8 protein-coding genes are annotated in these 13,855 nt (G+C 62.1%); 7 read left to right on the top strand and 1 reads right to left on the bottom strand.

Translation table 11 applies throughout. From position 1 onward, the window contains the following. Nucleotides 1–29: 29 nt before the first annotated feature. The 7 genes from AAC691_RS18120 (at nucleotide 30) to AAC691_RS18150 (ending at nucleotide 11,330) form a co-directional block, all read left to right on the top strand. Nucleotides 30–782 carry an Asp/Glu racemase gene (locus tag AAC691_RS18120; RefSeq protein WP_281362796.1) on the top strand — a complete coding sequence of 251 codons (753 nt, stop codon included), beginning with the start codon at nucleotides 30–32 and terminating at the stop codon, nucleotides 780–782. Between the two features lie 32 nt (nucleotides 783–814). Beyond that, the gene (locus tag AAC691_RS18125; protein ID WP_342627962.1) at nucleotides 815–1,627 is read left to right on the top strand and encodes an alpha/beta hydrolase; all 813 of its coding nucleotides are present in this window, start codon (nucleotides 815–817) and stop codon (nucleotides 1,625–1,627) included. A gap of 16 nt (nucleotides 1,628–1,643) precedes the next feature. Then, nucleotides 1,644–3,230, top strand: coding sequence for a tannase/feruloyl esterase family alpha/beta hydrolase (locus AAC691_RS18130; protein WP_342627963.1), 1,587 nt, complete (start codon nucleotides 1,644–1,646; stop codon nucleotides 3,228–3,230). A 396-nt stretch (nucleotides 3,231–3,626) separates the two neighbouring features. Beyond that, a complete protein-coding gene (locus tag AAC691_RS18135) occupies nucleotides 3,627–5,993 on the top strand; it encodes a TonB-dependent receptor domain-containing protein (RefSeq protein WP_342627964.1) in 2,367 nt (788 codons plus the stop codon). Nucleotides 5,994–6,386: 393 nt separating this feature from the next. Then, a complete protein-coding gene (locus AAC691_RS18140; RefSeq protein WP_342627340.1) occupies nucleotides 6,387–7,373 on the top strand; it encodes a transposase in 987 nt (328 codons plus the stop codon). Between the two features lie 212 nt (nucleotides 7,374–7,585). Continuing rightward, on the top strand, nucleotides 7,586–10,003 hold the full coding sequence (locus AAC691_RS18145) for a TonB-dependent receptor plug domain-containing protein (RefSeq protein ID WP_342627965.1): 2,418 nt from the start codon (nucleotides 7,586–7,588) through the stop codon (nucleotides 10,001–10,003). A 253-nt stretch (nucleotides 10,004–10,256) separates the two neighbouring features. Continuing rightward, entirely contained in the window at nucleotides 10,257–11,330 is a 1,074-nt protein-coding gene (locus tag AAC691_RS18150; RefSeq protein WP_342627966.1) for a hypothetical protein, read from the top strand. Nucleotides 11,331–11,345: 15 nt separating this feature from the next. Here AAC691_RS18150 and AAC691_RS18155 read toward each other — a convergent pair whose 3' ends face one another. Continuing rightward, nucleotides 11,346–13,811 (bottom strand): TonB-dependent receptor domain-containing protein, encoded by a 2,466-nt coding sequence (locus tag AAC691_RS18155; RefSeq protein ID WP_342627967.1) that lies wholly within the window; start codon nucleotides 13,809–13,811, stop codon nucleotides 11,346–11,348. Between the last annotated feature and the right edge of the window lie 44 nt (nucleotides 13,812–13,855).

Here is a 13,855-nt window from a genome sequence, read left to right on the forward strand (position 1 = left end):
TATTTTCATATATATATTCGGGATTCGCCATGAAACCGCTCTATCGCATCGGCCAGATCGTCCCCAGTTCGAACGTCACGATGGAGACCGAGATCCCGGCGATGCTGGCGGCCCGGCAACTGATCCGGCCCGAACGGTTTCTGTTCCATTCCAGCCGGATGCGGATGAAGACGGTCAGCAAGGACGAGCTGGCGGCGATGGACGAACAATCCGACCGTTGCGCGCTGGAGCTGAGCGATGCCCGGGTCGACGTGCTGGGCTATGCCTGCCTGGTGGCGATCATGTCGATGGGGACCGGCTATCACCGCGTGTCCGAGACGCGGCTGCATGCCCGGACCCGCGAGAACGGCGCGCCGGCTCCGGTGGTGACCAGCGCCGGCGCGCTGGTCGAGGGGCTGAAGGTGATCGGCGCGAAGAAGATCGTCGTCGTCGCGCCCTATATGAAGCCGCTGACCAGGCTGGTCGTCGATTACCTGGCGCATGAGGGGTACGCGGTGATCGATCACGTGGCGCTGGAGATTCCGGACAACCTGGACGTGGCCGCGCACGATCCGGAGCGCCTGCCCGGCATCGTGGCCGGGCTGAATTACGCCGAGGCCGATGCGATCGTGCTGTCGGCCTGCGTGCAGATGCCCTCGCTGCCGGTGGTGCCGAAGGTCGAGGCGCTGACCGGCAAGCCGGTGATCACCGCGGCGATCGCCACGACCCACGCGATGCTGGGCGCGCTGGGGCTGGAGCGGGTCGCCCCCGGCGCGGGGGCGCTGCTGTCCGGTGCCTATTGAGGAAAAGCCTTGAGGAAAGGGAGAGGATCGCGATGACCGACAGCCGGTTCCTGTATGGCGCGAACGTGCGTGCCAACGACATCCGCCAGCATTATCTGCGCTATGGCGGCACGGGTGCGCCGCTGGTGCTGATCCCCGGCATTACCAGCCCGGCGATCACCTGGGGGTTCGTGGCCGAGCGCCTGGCGGTGACGCATGACGTCTATGTGCTGGACGTGCGCGGGCGCGGCCTGTCCGAGACCGGGCCGGACCTGGCCTATGACCTGGACAGCTATGCGGCGGACGTGCGCGGCTTCATCACCGCGCTGGACCTGCCGCCCTGCGTGGTGCTGGGCCATTCGATGGGCGCGCGCATCGCCATCCGCACGGCGCGGCGGGATGGCGCCGGCATCGCGGCGCTGGTGCTGGTCGATCCGCCGGTCAGTGGCCCGGGCCGCCGGGCCTATCCGGCGCGGATCGAATGGTATGTCGATTCGATCCGCGAAGCGCGGCGCGGCATGGATGCCGAGGCGATGCGCCGCTATTGCCCGACCTGGACCGAGGCGCAGCGCCGCCTGCGCGCCGAATGGCTGCATACGTGCGACGAACTGGCGACCCGCGTCACGTTCGAGAAATTCCATACCGAGGACATCCACCAGGACATTCCGCACCTGGCGCCGCCGACCCAACTGGTCATCGCCACGCGCGGCGATGTGATCCTGCCCGAGGACGAGGCGGAAATCCGCGCCCTGCTGCCGTCGATCGCGACCGTGCGCGTGCCCGATGCCGGCCACATGATTCCCTGGGACAATCTGGATGGTTTTTGCGACGCGGTGTCGGGCTTTCTGTCCCCGGCGCGGACTTGAGGGATATGCTGGACCCATGACGGCATTTGACGGGGTGATGCGCCGCGCGGGCGGCGTTGTGTTGCTAGCCTGTCTGGTGGGGAGCGTGGCCGCGGCGCGCGCCGCCGTGCCTGTCGCCGTGTCTGCCTGTGCGCCGCGAGCGATCGGGGCGCTGCATGTCACGGACGTGACGGTGGCGGAGGCATCGGCGCAGGGCGCGGCCTGTGTGGTGACGGGACGGATCCGCACGCATGGCGCCGGGGTGCCGGACGGCAGCGCCGGATTCCGGCTGAGCCTGCCGCGCGCCTGGAATGCCAGGTTCCTGATGCTGGGCGTCGGCGGGTTTGCCGGGAACACGACGCCGTCGGCCAATGGGCGTGATATCGCCGGGGCCGCCGCGGACGGTTATGCGGTGGGGATTACCGATACCGGGCATGCGGATGCGCCCGGCACGGCGTTCGTGGACGGGCGCTTCGCCCTGGATGCCGACGGGCATCCCGACCGCGCCAGGCTGGCCGATTATGACTGGCGGGCGACCCACCAGGCGACATCGGCATTGAAGGCGCTGGTGGCACGCTATTACGGCGCGCGGATCGACCATGCCTATTTCGACGGATGTTCGAATGGCGGCCGGCAGGGCATGATCGAGGCCGAACGTTTTCCCGGCGATTATGACGGCATCATCGCAGGCGATCCGTTTCTGACCCTGCGGCTGATGCTGGGGGACATCAAGGTCCAGCAGGCCAACCTGGCCGCGCCGGACGGCCGGCTGCGGCCGTCGGACCTGGCGCTGATCGACCGGTTTACGCTGTCGGCCTGCGATGCGCTGGATGGGCGGGCCGATGGGCTGATCCAGAATCCTGCCTTGTGCCATCCGGATTTTGACCGGCTGCTGTGCCGGCCGGGGCAGAAATCGGCATGCCTGGCTCCGGCCCAGGTGCGGACGGCCCGCGCGTTCGTGGCCGACACCACGGACAGGCGGGGCGGGCGCGTCTATCCCGGTTTCGCGGTGGGTCACTGGGGTGCGGGACTGGCCGCGGCGATGCAGTTCGGCATGCAGGAGGCCGGGCCGCCGGCCGGCGCGACATGGCCCGACCATGCGGGGCCGATGGAATATCAGTTCGACGACCAGGCCTTGAAATATCTTGTCATGCGTGATCCGTCCTTTTCCCTGCTGCGTTATCCGGTCGGCCCCAGCGGCATCGTTCCCGACGCGGCGCTGGCGGCCTATGACGGCGCGGTGCGGGACGGCAATGCGGACGATGCCGGGAAGATGGCGGCGTTCCTGAAAAAGGGCGGCAAGATCATCTTCTATCACGGCTATGCCGACATGGCGATTTCGCCCTACAGCACGATCGATTTCTTCAATGCGCTGCAGGCGGCGGCGCCCGATGCGACGCGGGGCGCCAGGCTGTTCATGGTGCCCGGCATGGCGCATTGCGGCGGCGGAGTGGGGCCGGACAGATTCGATACGCTGTCGCCGCTGGATCGCTGGGTGGCGACGGGGCAGGCCCCGGCGCGGATCGAAGCCGCGCCGTCGGTGGCTTCGGGGCATGCCATGCCGCTCTGTGCCTATCCCGCCCAGGCCCGTGCGGGCGCGGGACAGGCGTGGGCCTGCCGCTGACGTAAACGGGGGTGGGGCCGAAAGCCTGGTGGTGTTTACGGAATAATTAAAAAACGATTTCGAATCGACTTGCGTCCGGAATAAGTCGCGTGTACACCACTAAATGGAACGAATGCGCAATGTCGTGACCCGAAGCCTCCATATTCCCCGGCATGGGGAGGAACGCCCGGAGCCGGACATTGTGCAGGATATCCCGAAACAGGACCGCCCTGGTCCCTGAAGGCGAGGGCGTGCCGCGTCGGGACGGGGAGGCGGCGATTGGCGATGGTGGTTTGATCCTTCGGGCGTCGTTCGAATTTTTGTAGTGTATACACTATATATTGTGGCTGAGTCCGGCCGGTTCGCGCCACGCGCGGCCTGATGACGGATATCCTTTAGGAAAGGCGGGAAGTTTTCATGAGCAGAAGGCGTTTGACCTATCTTCTGGCGACATCAATGCTGGTCTGTCCGGGTCTGGACGCCGTGGCGCAGACGGCGGCTTCGCAACCGGCCGGCAAGGCGCCGCATGCCGTGCATGGCACGGCCGCGCGGCGGGCGCCGGCCGCCGCCCGTTCCGTCGCCTATCATGGCGACAGCCAGGGTGAGTCCGTCGGCGTGGTCGGCCATGGCTCGACCCGTCAGGAACAGACCCTGACCACGGCGCAACTGATGTCGCGCATGGTGCCCGGCACGACGCCGCTGAAGGCGCTGGGCACGCTGCCCGGCGTGTCGTTCAATTCCTCCGACCCGCTGGGCGTCGATCTGTGGTCGCAGAGCTTCTATGTGCGGGGCTTCTCGGCGCTGGGCTTTACGCTGGACGGCATTCCGCTGGGCAGCCAGGGCTATGGCGGGCTGGGCGCGAACATCAACACCGCCATTTCCAACCTGAACATCGCCAAGGTGACCGTATCCCAGGGGGCCGGGGCCGTCGACGTGCCGGCGGCCAATAATCTGGGCGGAGTGATGCAGTTCTATTCGATCGATCCGTCGGACCGGCGGGGCGGCACGCTGTCGCAGACCTTCGGCAGCAACCAAGCCTATCAGACCTTCGTGCGGCTGAACAGCGGCGTGCTGAATCCGTCCGGCACCAAGTTCTTCGTGTCGTACAGCCGCACGGACGAGAACAAGTGGAAGGGCTATGGCAGCCAGTTCCTGCAGCAGGTCAATTTCAAGCTGGTGCAGCCGATCGGCCAGAGCACGAAGATGACCGCCTTCTTCGACTGGGACCAGAGCGAAGCCGATACCTATGGCGATTTGTCGAAGAACATCATCAACACGCTGGGCTATCGCGTCGATTACTACAAGCCCGACTATGCGGCGGCCTATCGCACGGCGCTGTTCGCGCATGGCCTGCCCGGCGGCAGCCTGCCGCCCGGATACGCCGGCCTGGACGACCCGATCGACGCGTCGGTCTATGACGGGCCGGCCACGGGCCACGATTATCTGGGCGGGATCAAGTTCGATTCCCAGCTTACCGACAAGCTGCGCTGGCAGACCATGCTGTATGCGCACGGCAAGTCGTGGAACGCGTTCTGGACCAACCCGTGGGTGACGTCGCCCAATGGCGCGCCGCTGGTCGAGCAGAACGAGGGCTCGCGCCAGGTGCGTGCCGGCCTGGATACCGGCCTGACCTATCATATCGCCCATCATATGGTGAATCTGGGCGTGTGGTACGAGAACAGCCAGCCGCAGGATTTCTATAAATTCTATCAGGAGCCGATCCTGGGCCAGGGGACGCCGGTCGATCCGGTCAACGCGCTGCCGCCGGCCTTTGCCGAGCAATGGCGCTATGGCTACCGTTACGACCTGGTGCAGACCCATCTGCAGGACACGTACCGGGTGACGCGCAACCTGACGATCAATGCGGGTTTCCGTTCGATCCTCTATACCGGGACCAACCACATCATCGAGAACGATCCGGCCTATACCGGCATGGCGACGCTGCCGACGGGCTCGATCTCGAACAACGCGGCGTTCCTGCCGCAATTCAGCATCAATTACCGTTTCCTGCCGCATCATGAAGTGTTCTTCGATTTTGCCGAGAACATGTCGGTCATGACCGGTTCGGGCTATAATCAGGGCAGCCCGTGGGGCGGCCCCACGCAGGCGGCGTTCGATTACACCAAGACGCACCTGAAGCCCGAGACGGCGTATGTCTACGAACTGGGCTATCGCTACACCTCGCCCTGGGCGGTCGGGCTGCTGGCGCTGTACCACACCGATTATCTGCACCGGCAAGGCAGCGTGAACCTGGGATCGATCTACAATTCGGTGTCGGTCCTGGAAAATGTCGGCAGCGTCAACATGAACGGCGTCGATGCCAGCCTGAACCTGATGCCGATCCGTGGCCTGTCGATCTATAACAGCATCAGCTATAACAGTTCGCGCTATGCCAACAACCTGAATACCGGCGATGTCGTTTATGACATCAAGGGCAAGCAGGCGGTCAATTACCCCGAACTGATGTACAAGGGCAGCCTGTCCTATACCTATCGCGGCGCGTTCGCGCATATCGACACGATGATGATGGGGCGGCGGTATCTGAGCTATACCAACGATGTGTCGGTGCCGCATTACTGGCTGACCAACCTGGGGGCCGGCTATCATTTCGGCGATTACAGCGTGCTGAAGAATGTGACCGCGTCCTTCAACGTCTATAACCTGACGAACATCAAATATATCGCGAACATGGGCGAACTGGGCAATTCCTTCAGCGGAGACGACCAGTCCATGCAGGCCGGCGCGCCGCGCCAGCTCTACGGCACGATCAGCACGAATTTCTGATCGGCGGCTTCCGGCTCCGCGCGGGATCGCGGGGCCGGATTACAGGTGGCGTGTTCGTTCCGGATGTGGGGTGGTGGCCTATGGAACCGATGTTTTCACACTGAAGTAAGATCAAAAAAATAAATATTCATAAAAAAATTTCTAAAGTCGTGTCGTTCCATTCCAATTCGATTGTCAATTCGGGATCCATATGGTGTGTCAATCAAAAACGTTTCTTGACAGAATTAATTGGAGGATCGATTAAATCTGTATCCGGGATGTCTGCCGCATCCAGGGTGAGTGCACATCGTGGAATTTCGGTCTCACCACCCATCAGTTTTTATGGAGTCTGGATTGACGTGCTGAATCTGGCTGTGATTCAAGGATTCTGCCCTTGTGAGGAGCGGATTTGGCATGACCCCGGCTATTGTGGAAATGGCGGCTGGCATTGCGGCGGATTTGCAGCGTCGGTTGCCTGGACAGCGCAAGACCCAGCGTGACAAACTCGCGCTGCTTGTCGCCACCATGCTGGACGTTCGCAGCGCCAATCTGATGGTGTTGGCGGCTTCGTTGCCGCGCGCGGCAGAACGAGCGGACATGCGTTACCAGTGGATCGCTCGGTTCATCGACAACCCCCTCGTGGTCTGTGATGAAGTCATGGAACCGTTTGCGCGCGAGGTGCTCACCAAGGCCGCCGAAGACGGGCGTGTGGTGCTGATCATGGACCAGACCAAGGCCAATGACCGCCATCAGATCCTGATGCTCTCGCTGCGTTTTGGCGAGCGCGCGTTGCCGCTGGCCTGGCGGGTCGAGGCGACGGAAGGGGCGATCGGGTTCGCTGTTCAGAAGGACCTGCTCCAAGCGGTTGCCGGCTGGCTGCCTTCCCAGGCCGAGATTTGCCTGATGGCGGATCGGTTCTACGGCACGCCGGATCTGATCGCGTTCGCCATCGCCCGAGGCTGGGGTTATCGGCTGCGCGTGAGGTCCAATCTGCGGGTCGCCGCGGGCGGCCACAAAACCTCCCTGGCCGAACATGTCACTGACAAGCGTCCCTATCTGACCGACGTCGCGCTCACCCATCGGCGTATTGTCACCAATATCGGCATCATCAACGCGCCCGGCCATGCCGAGCCGTGGATCATTGCGATGTCCGACACCCCCAGCTACCTGACAACACTGGATTACAGCGCACGATGGGGCATCGAGCCCATGTTCTCCGACTTCAAATCGCGCGGCTTCGGTCTCGAACACAGTCAGTTGCGTTCCCCCGAACGTCTCGGCCGGTTGGTGCTGGTGATGAGTATCGCTTTGTATTTCGCCGTCTCCACCGGCCTGTGCGACGCACAAACCAATCCATCAGCGGACGAAAAAAAAGCCCCAGACGTCAACCCGCGAACATGAGCCGCAGCAGGCTCTCCTGGTTCACGCGCGGCGTCCGGCGCATTGTCAGGCTCCTCCAGTTCCGCAAACCAATGCCGCCATTATGGGCATCCGGATGAAACTGATGGGTGGTGAGGAATTTCGGTAGTGATGCTGATTGGAAAATCGTGAGCAAATAATCTCAATGACATTGAACGTGGGCCGGCTTTGCGTTCGTATCGAGGATGGTTCCGATGAGTCGAGATGCCTGTTGTCGCCTATCCCACGCCGACACCCGCAACGCGTGGTGCGAGAGGTTGCACGCCGCCTTGATGGCCGGTGTTTCCGTCTTCACTCTGCTTGTCACTTATGGTGCCGCGCACGCGCAGGCCGCCGCCATCGAGGAGGCGCATGGCAGCTTGCCGCACGGGCCGGTTCGCACCGCCAAGCGTGGTCCGGCTGCACGGGGCGCACTGGTCGTCCGCCCTGCGGTCCCGGCACCGGCCGAGGCGATCAGCGTCGTCGGAAGCGGTTCCACCCGCCAGATGCAGTCGGTGTCCGCCCGCGACCTGGCCTTCATTGTGCCAGGTGTGACGCCGCTGAAGGCTGTCGGCAATCTGCCAGGTATCCAGTTCAGTACCTCGGACCCGCTCGGCATCGATCTGTGGTCGCAGAGCTTCTATATGCATGGCTTCACCAGCGACCAGCTTGGCTTCACCCTCGATGGCATCCCGCTGGGCGGGCAGGGCTATGAATCCTATAACGGCGTTCCCGTCAGCCGCTCGATCAGCAACGAGAACATCTCGCGTACCGACGTGTCGCAGGGTGCAGGGAGTCTGGATACCCCGGCCACCAGCAATCTGGGCGGTACGGTCCGCTTCTACGGCAACGACCCCAGCGACAGGATGGGGGGAGACGTCTCGCAGACCTTCGGCAGCTATGCCGCGTTCCGGACTTTCGTGCGCTTCGATAGCGGGTTACTCAATCCCAGCGGGACGAAATTCTACGTCTCGTACGACCGAAAGGCGGAAGACAAATGGCTGGGCGGGGATTCGCAGTTCCAGCAGATGGTGAACGCCAAGCTGGTGCAGCCGATCGGCGCGCGTACGACTTTCAAGACCTATTTTGATTGGTCGTGGGAGGCAGCGGCGTCCTATATCGATAACAGCCTCGAAGAGCTGAAGAAGGTCGGATACGGTATCGATTATTACTATCCCGACTACGGCGCTGCCCTGAATGCGGCGAATGGAATCTACCCGGAGCAATATAGGGACCTGTCCGATCCGAAGGATGCTGCATATTATCGGGGGATCGAGACAAGCCGGTACTATCTGGGCGGCATGAGTCTCGACAGTCGGTTGACTGATTTTCTGGAATCCAAAACAACATTCTACGGCATCGGCAAGCGCTACGATGCGTGGTGGACGTCGCCCTATGTCGGTTCGCCCTCGGGTGCGCCGCTTTCGGCGCAGGATCAGGCGATGGGCACGCAGCGGATCGGTTTTCAGACCGATCTGATCTACCACATCCGGCATCATACACTCGATGCCGGGTTCTGGTATGAGAATATGACGTTCGATCCCGCAATGGAATATTATAACGAGCCGAATAGCCCGGATGCGGCCCCATATGACGAAATCGCGCATAGAGGCAGTCCGTTCCTGACGCATTGGGCCTATGGCTTCAACACCAACACATATGTCTTTCATCTGCAGGACACGTACAGGGTTCTTCCACACTTGACGGTGCACGGAGGGTTCCGGAGCATGGTTGTCGATGCGCAGGACCATATCCTGTATAACGACGCCGGCTTTACGGGGTCGTCGCAGTTGCCGCACGGATCGCTCGATGCCGTTGCGGCGGCGTTGCCGCAGTTCAGCGCCAATTGGCGCTTCGCCCCGCATAACGAATTCTATTTCGACATATCGAAGAACATGCAGGCCTATCCGCAGAACGGATTCAACTCTGCCTCGCCCTGGGGGGCGGAAACCGTCCAGGATTTCGTCGGCCTGCGGAAAATGCTGCACCCCGAGACCGACTGGGTGTATGAAATCGGCTATCGGTTGAACGCGAGTTACGTGATGGGCCTTATAAACCTGTATCACGTCGATTTTTCAAATCGTCAGCAGGCGGTGTCGGTCGGCCCCCTGGCGGAAGCGCATGCTCTGTTCGAAAATGTGGGGTCTGTCGACATGAATGGCGTTGATGCCAGCGTGACGGTGACGCCGGTGCGGCATCTGTCGCTATATAACAGCATCAGCTACAACAGTTCGAAATTTGAAAGCAACCTGACGTCCGGCGGGATCATATATGATCTAAAAGGAAAGCAGGAACCGAATTACGCGAAGCTGATGTATAAAAATTCGATCAATTACCATCGAAATGGCTTCAGTGTTCATTTCGATACGATGTATATGGGCAAGAGGTACCTGAGTTACATTAACGATACCGCCGTTCCGTCCTATTGGCTGGAAAATTTTGGTATCAGCTACGCGTTCCGGCATGTGGCTGTAGCACAAAACCTCAAGTTCGACTTCAGCATCAACAATATCACCGATGAAAAATACATCACCAATATGGGAAGTGGCGGCAATCCCCTATCCGGTGATTACAATACGCTGCAGGTCGGCGCGCCTCGCTCGTTTTACGGGACCGTCAGCGCACATTTTTGAGGGTGGCCAGAAGTCGATCATTCCGCAACGATGCGCCAGGGTTATTTTGGATTTTCGACGGTTTGCGTCGGTATGGCTTTCAATCTCGAAAAGATTGAAACTTAACTCTCGTTTGTTGTTCCGGATGCGGTGGCTGGGGTGGTGGGTTGGTATAAAAGTTACATATTGGTTAAAAAATATAAACAAAATAGGATTGGTTCCGTTTTCGGGGCGTCTTTATAGATAGCCCGGTTGTCAGATACGCCACGGGACCATGATCCGCATTTTTCGTCCGCTCCGCGCCCTGCCTTTGTTACTTGTCGCCGGGGGATGCAGCACGATCGGGCCGACGCGCCTGGACCAGGACCAGAGCGATTATTCCCGGGCCGTGACCAGTGCGGGCAAGCAGCAGACGCTGCTGAATGTCGTGCGTCTGCGCTATGCCGACACGCCGGGTTTCCTGGACACCACGCAACTGATTTCCGGCTATCAACTGCAGCGCAATGTCTCGCTGGGCGTCGGCACCTATTCGGCCAGCCGGCCCTTTGGCGGGGCGGCGGTGCAATTCCAGGAAAGCCCCACCTTCACCTTTCAGCCGGTGACCGGCGATGCCTATGCGCAGAGCTTCCTGCGCCCGCTGCCGCCGGGCAATCTGTTGCCGCTGGTGCTGGGCGGCCTGCCGATCGACGTGCTGTTTCGCCTGGCGGTGCAGTCGGTCAATCTGATCAGCAATGCCGGCGCGCTGGGCGGCGATGCCGGGCGGGGATCGCCGGTCTTCTTCGACCTGATCTATGATCTGCGGGTGCTGCAGGTGGCCGGATTGCTGGGCATTCAACTGGAGCACAGCACGGCCGCGAACGGCAAGGAACCGGTGGCCGATCGGGTCTATCTGTCGATCGCCTCGACGGACAATGCGGCGCTGATGCCGGTCGTGCGTGAGGTGCGCCGCCTGCTGGGCATGGCGCAGGATGACGAGCGGGTTGAGGTCGTCTATGGCGGGGGCAGGCCCCGGCGCGGGCAGATCCGGCTGCTGACGCGTACCATCCTGGGGGTACTGGGGCAGATCGCCTATCAGATCGATGTGCCCGAGGACGATATCCGCTCGGGCCGCACCCGGCCGACGATCAAGCTGATCGGGCGCGAAACGCGGCCCATCGTCGTGGTGCACGTGACCAGGGAACGGCCGGAGTCGGTGTTTTCATGGACCACGTACAACCATAAATATTACTGGATCGCCGACGACGATTTCGACAGCAAGCTGGCCTTTACGATGCTGCAGATCCTGCTGGAACTGTCGAAGACCAGCAAGGGGCCCAGCACGATCGTGACGATCCCGGTCAACGGGTGAAGAGCGGGAGCGCAATCAGAACGCGGTCGAGACCGAGCCGATGACCGCGATCCCGCCGCCGACGAGGTAGAGGGGGGCGGCGCCGGCGATGGTGTGGCCGCCGACGACCACCGGGTGGGCGTTCGCGGTGACGCTCTGGATGCCGGAGAGGTAGTTTTCGGCACCGATATTGACGATATTCATCTGGATCTGCGGGTGGCGGGCGAAGCCGACGCTGTGGAAGCGATAGCCCAGCGTCATGTTGGCGGTTTCGTACGAGGGCATCTTCTGGTCGTTCATCAGGGTCGCGTATTGCGCGCCGATATAGTTGAAGCTGAAATTTCCGAAGACCGATCCGTTGTCGTAGGACAGGCCGATCGCTGCCGTGACCTCGGGGCTTTGCACCGCGGTCTTGCCGGCGGTGGGGAGCAGCACGCCGTTGGTGGCGAAATTATTGTCCATGGTGGCGTGCAGGTACTGGGCCGAGACATATGGGCTGACATGATGCCATGGCCGCAGCCCCAGTTCGACCTGCGCGCCGCGCGACGTCTTGCCGCCGGCCTGGATCGGTTCGGGGATCGGCAAATTGCCGATATAGACGTTCGACGTGACCTGGTTGTTGGTGATGTTGTAGTTGAACAAGGCGAGCGCGACATTGACCAGCCCGTAATGACGATAGCCGATTTCCTCGCCGATCGCATATTCGCCGGTCATGGGCACGAAGGACGAGGTCGGTCCCGGCCGGCCGGGCGAGAAGAGCTGGCCGTAGGCCTCGACAGAGGCCGGGGCGCGATAGGCGGTCGTGGCGTCGAGATAGATCTGGTCGTGCGGGGTCAGCCGGTAGCTGGCCGAGATCTGCGGCAGCGGCTGGGCGTAGGCGCCGCCGGCATAGCGGATGGCGCCCGGCGTGCGGTTGACCATGTCGCGGAAGATCATCAGATATTTCAGGCCGGCATTGAGGACTAGCCGGCCGCCGAGCAATTTCAGCGTGTCGGACACGTACAGCGCGTTCATCTGGTGCTGGAAATGCTGGTCGAGCGTGTTGTAGCGCACGCCGTTCGCCATCCGGATGGGATAGGCGCCTTCGTGGTTGGCCATGCCGCCCTGGGCGTTGACGCCTTCGTACCAGATCTGTTCCAGGAGATCGACATAATTATAGGAATAGCCGGCCTGAAAAATGTTGTTCCCCTTTTCCCAGGACAGGCCGCTATCCAGCACGAAGCTTTTCTGCGGCACGGGGTTGATCTGCTCGACGGTCGCCTCGCCGGGCACGCCGTTCAGGGTGAACTGGGCGGGCAGGTTCAGGTTGCCGGCCGGCTGGTTGCCGTACCAGGATCTTGTATTGTTGATGTTGGTGCCGCCGAAATAATATTCCTCGTAATCGGCGAAGGATGGGGTCAGGTGGACATGCAGCCCGTCGGCCAGCCGGGCCTTGAAGGGCAGCATCATGATGAGGGAACGCCGGGTGTACTGGTTCAGGCCGATCCAGTTATAGTCGCCACGTGTGTAGTCTTTGTCGTAATTGTAGTTGATTCCGTAGGCGTGCCAGGCCGCCATGGTCATGGGGCGGTAATTGCCCTGCTGCCAATTGTCGTAGGACAGGATGAATGCCAGGCTGGTGTCCGGCGTCCAGTCCTTGCGGATTTCGGAATCGACGTGATATTTCCTGAAGGTGCCGGAACCGCGCCATTCGTCGTTCGTAGTCGAGGAGAAGGAGGCGAAGGCCTTGATCCCGCTATGGCCGAGTTCGCCGCTGTCCAGGCGGATGAATTCGCGTTCGAGGGATTTCGAGCCGTAGGAGAGATTCGCCGTGCCGCCGAAATTGTCGGCGGCATGGCGCAGCGTGATCTTCAGCAATCCGCCCACGTCGTTATAGACCGGCGAGGTGATGTCGGGCGCGCCCTGGTTGACGGTGATCGCGGCGATATTGTCGGTATCGACCGCCGCCTGGACATAGGGCGTATAGTTGATCGAATCCGCGATCGGCATGTCTTCGTAGGTGAAGCCGATTTCGGTCTGCATCAGGCCGCGCATCGACATGGCCGTCGTCGACTGGCCCAGCGGGTCGGTGCTGGCGGCGACCACGCCGGGCAGGTTGGCGATCATCGCGATCGCGTTGGTGGTCGGCGATTGCTTGGCGATGAAGTCGCGGGTGATCGTGCTGCGGCTTTTCGCGACGGTCTGCGGCGCCATCAGGCCGCCGCCGGGCGTGGTGTTGGTGACGCCGTTGGCGGTGGCCATGCCGCCGGTCACGGTGATGTCCTCGGAGGCGGCGGGCGGGCGGGCGGCGGCGTGTCGATCCGCGGGCCTGGCCTTCTTGCGCTGCGTGGCGGCGGGTGTCGCCGCGTGGCCGGGGCGGAGCGGCACGGCCGCGCCCAGAACGATGGCGGCCGAGGCCAGCAGCAGCAGGGCGCGCGGGCTTCGTCGGAGATGCGGCGCGCCGGCGGGCAGGGGGCGGGCCGGTTGCCCCGCGGACGACCTTGTCCGGTCTTGGTCTGTCATCGGTTGGTTCCTCCGGCCAAGTCTCGCGCGGGCCGTGATCGTTC

Origin of the sequence: Nguyenibacter vanlangensis, from assembly GCF_038719015.1 — a bacterium.
GTDB classification, from domain to species: domain Bacteria; phylum Pseudomonadota; class Alphaproteobacteria; order Acetobacterales; family Acetobacteraceae; genus Gluconacetobacter; species Gluconacetobacter vanlangensis.

Bases quoted from the DNA above. Each gene is read 5' to 3' on its own strand.
- AAC691_RS18120 (WP_281362796.1), top strand. From the start codon at position 30: ATGAAACCGCTCTATCGCATCGGCCAGATCGTCCCCAGTTCGAACGTC.
- AAC691_RS18135 (WP_342627964.1), top strand. From the start codon at position 3,627: ATGAGCAGAAGGCGTTTGACCTATCTTCTGGCGACATCAATGCTGGTC.
- AAC691_RS18155 (WP_342627967.1), bottom strand. From the start codon at position 13,811: ATGACAGACCAAGACCGGACAAGGTCGTCCGCGGGGCAACCGGCCCGC.
- AAC691_RS18125 (WP_342627962.1), top strand. From the start codon at position 815: ATGACCGACAGCCGGTTCCTGTATGGCGCGAACGTGCGTGCCAACGAC.
- AAC691_RS18145 (WP_342627965.1), top strand. From the start codon at position 7,586: ATGAGTCGAGATGCCTGTTGTCGCCTATCCCACGCCGACACCCGCAAC.
- AAC691_RS18130 (WP_342627963.1), top strand. From the start codon at position 1,644: ATGACGGCATTTGACGGGGTGATGCGCCGCGCGGGCGGCGTTGTGTTG.
- AAC691_RS18140 (WP_342627340.1), top strand. From the start codon at position 6,387: ATGACCCCGGCTATTGTGGAAATGGCGGCTGGCATTGCGGCGGATTTG.
- AAC691_RS18150 (WP_342627966.1), top strand. From the start codon at position 10,257: ATGATCCGCATTTTTCGTCCGCTCCGCGCCCTGCCTTTGTTACTTGTC.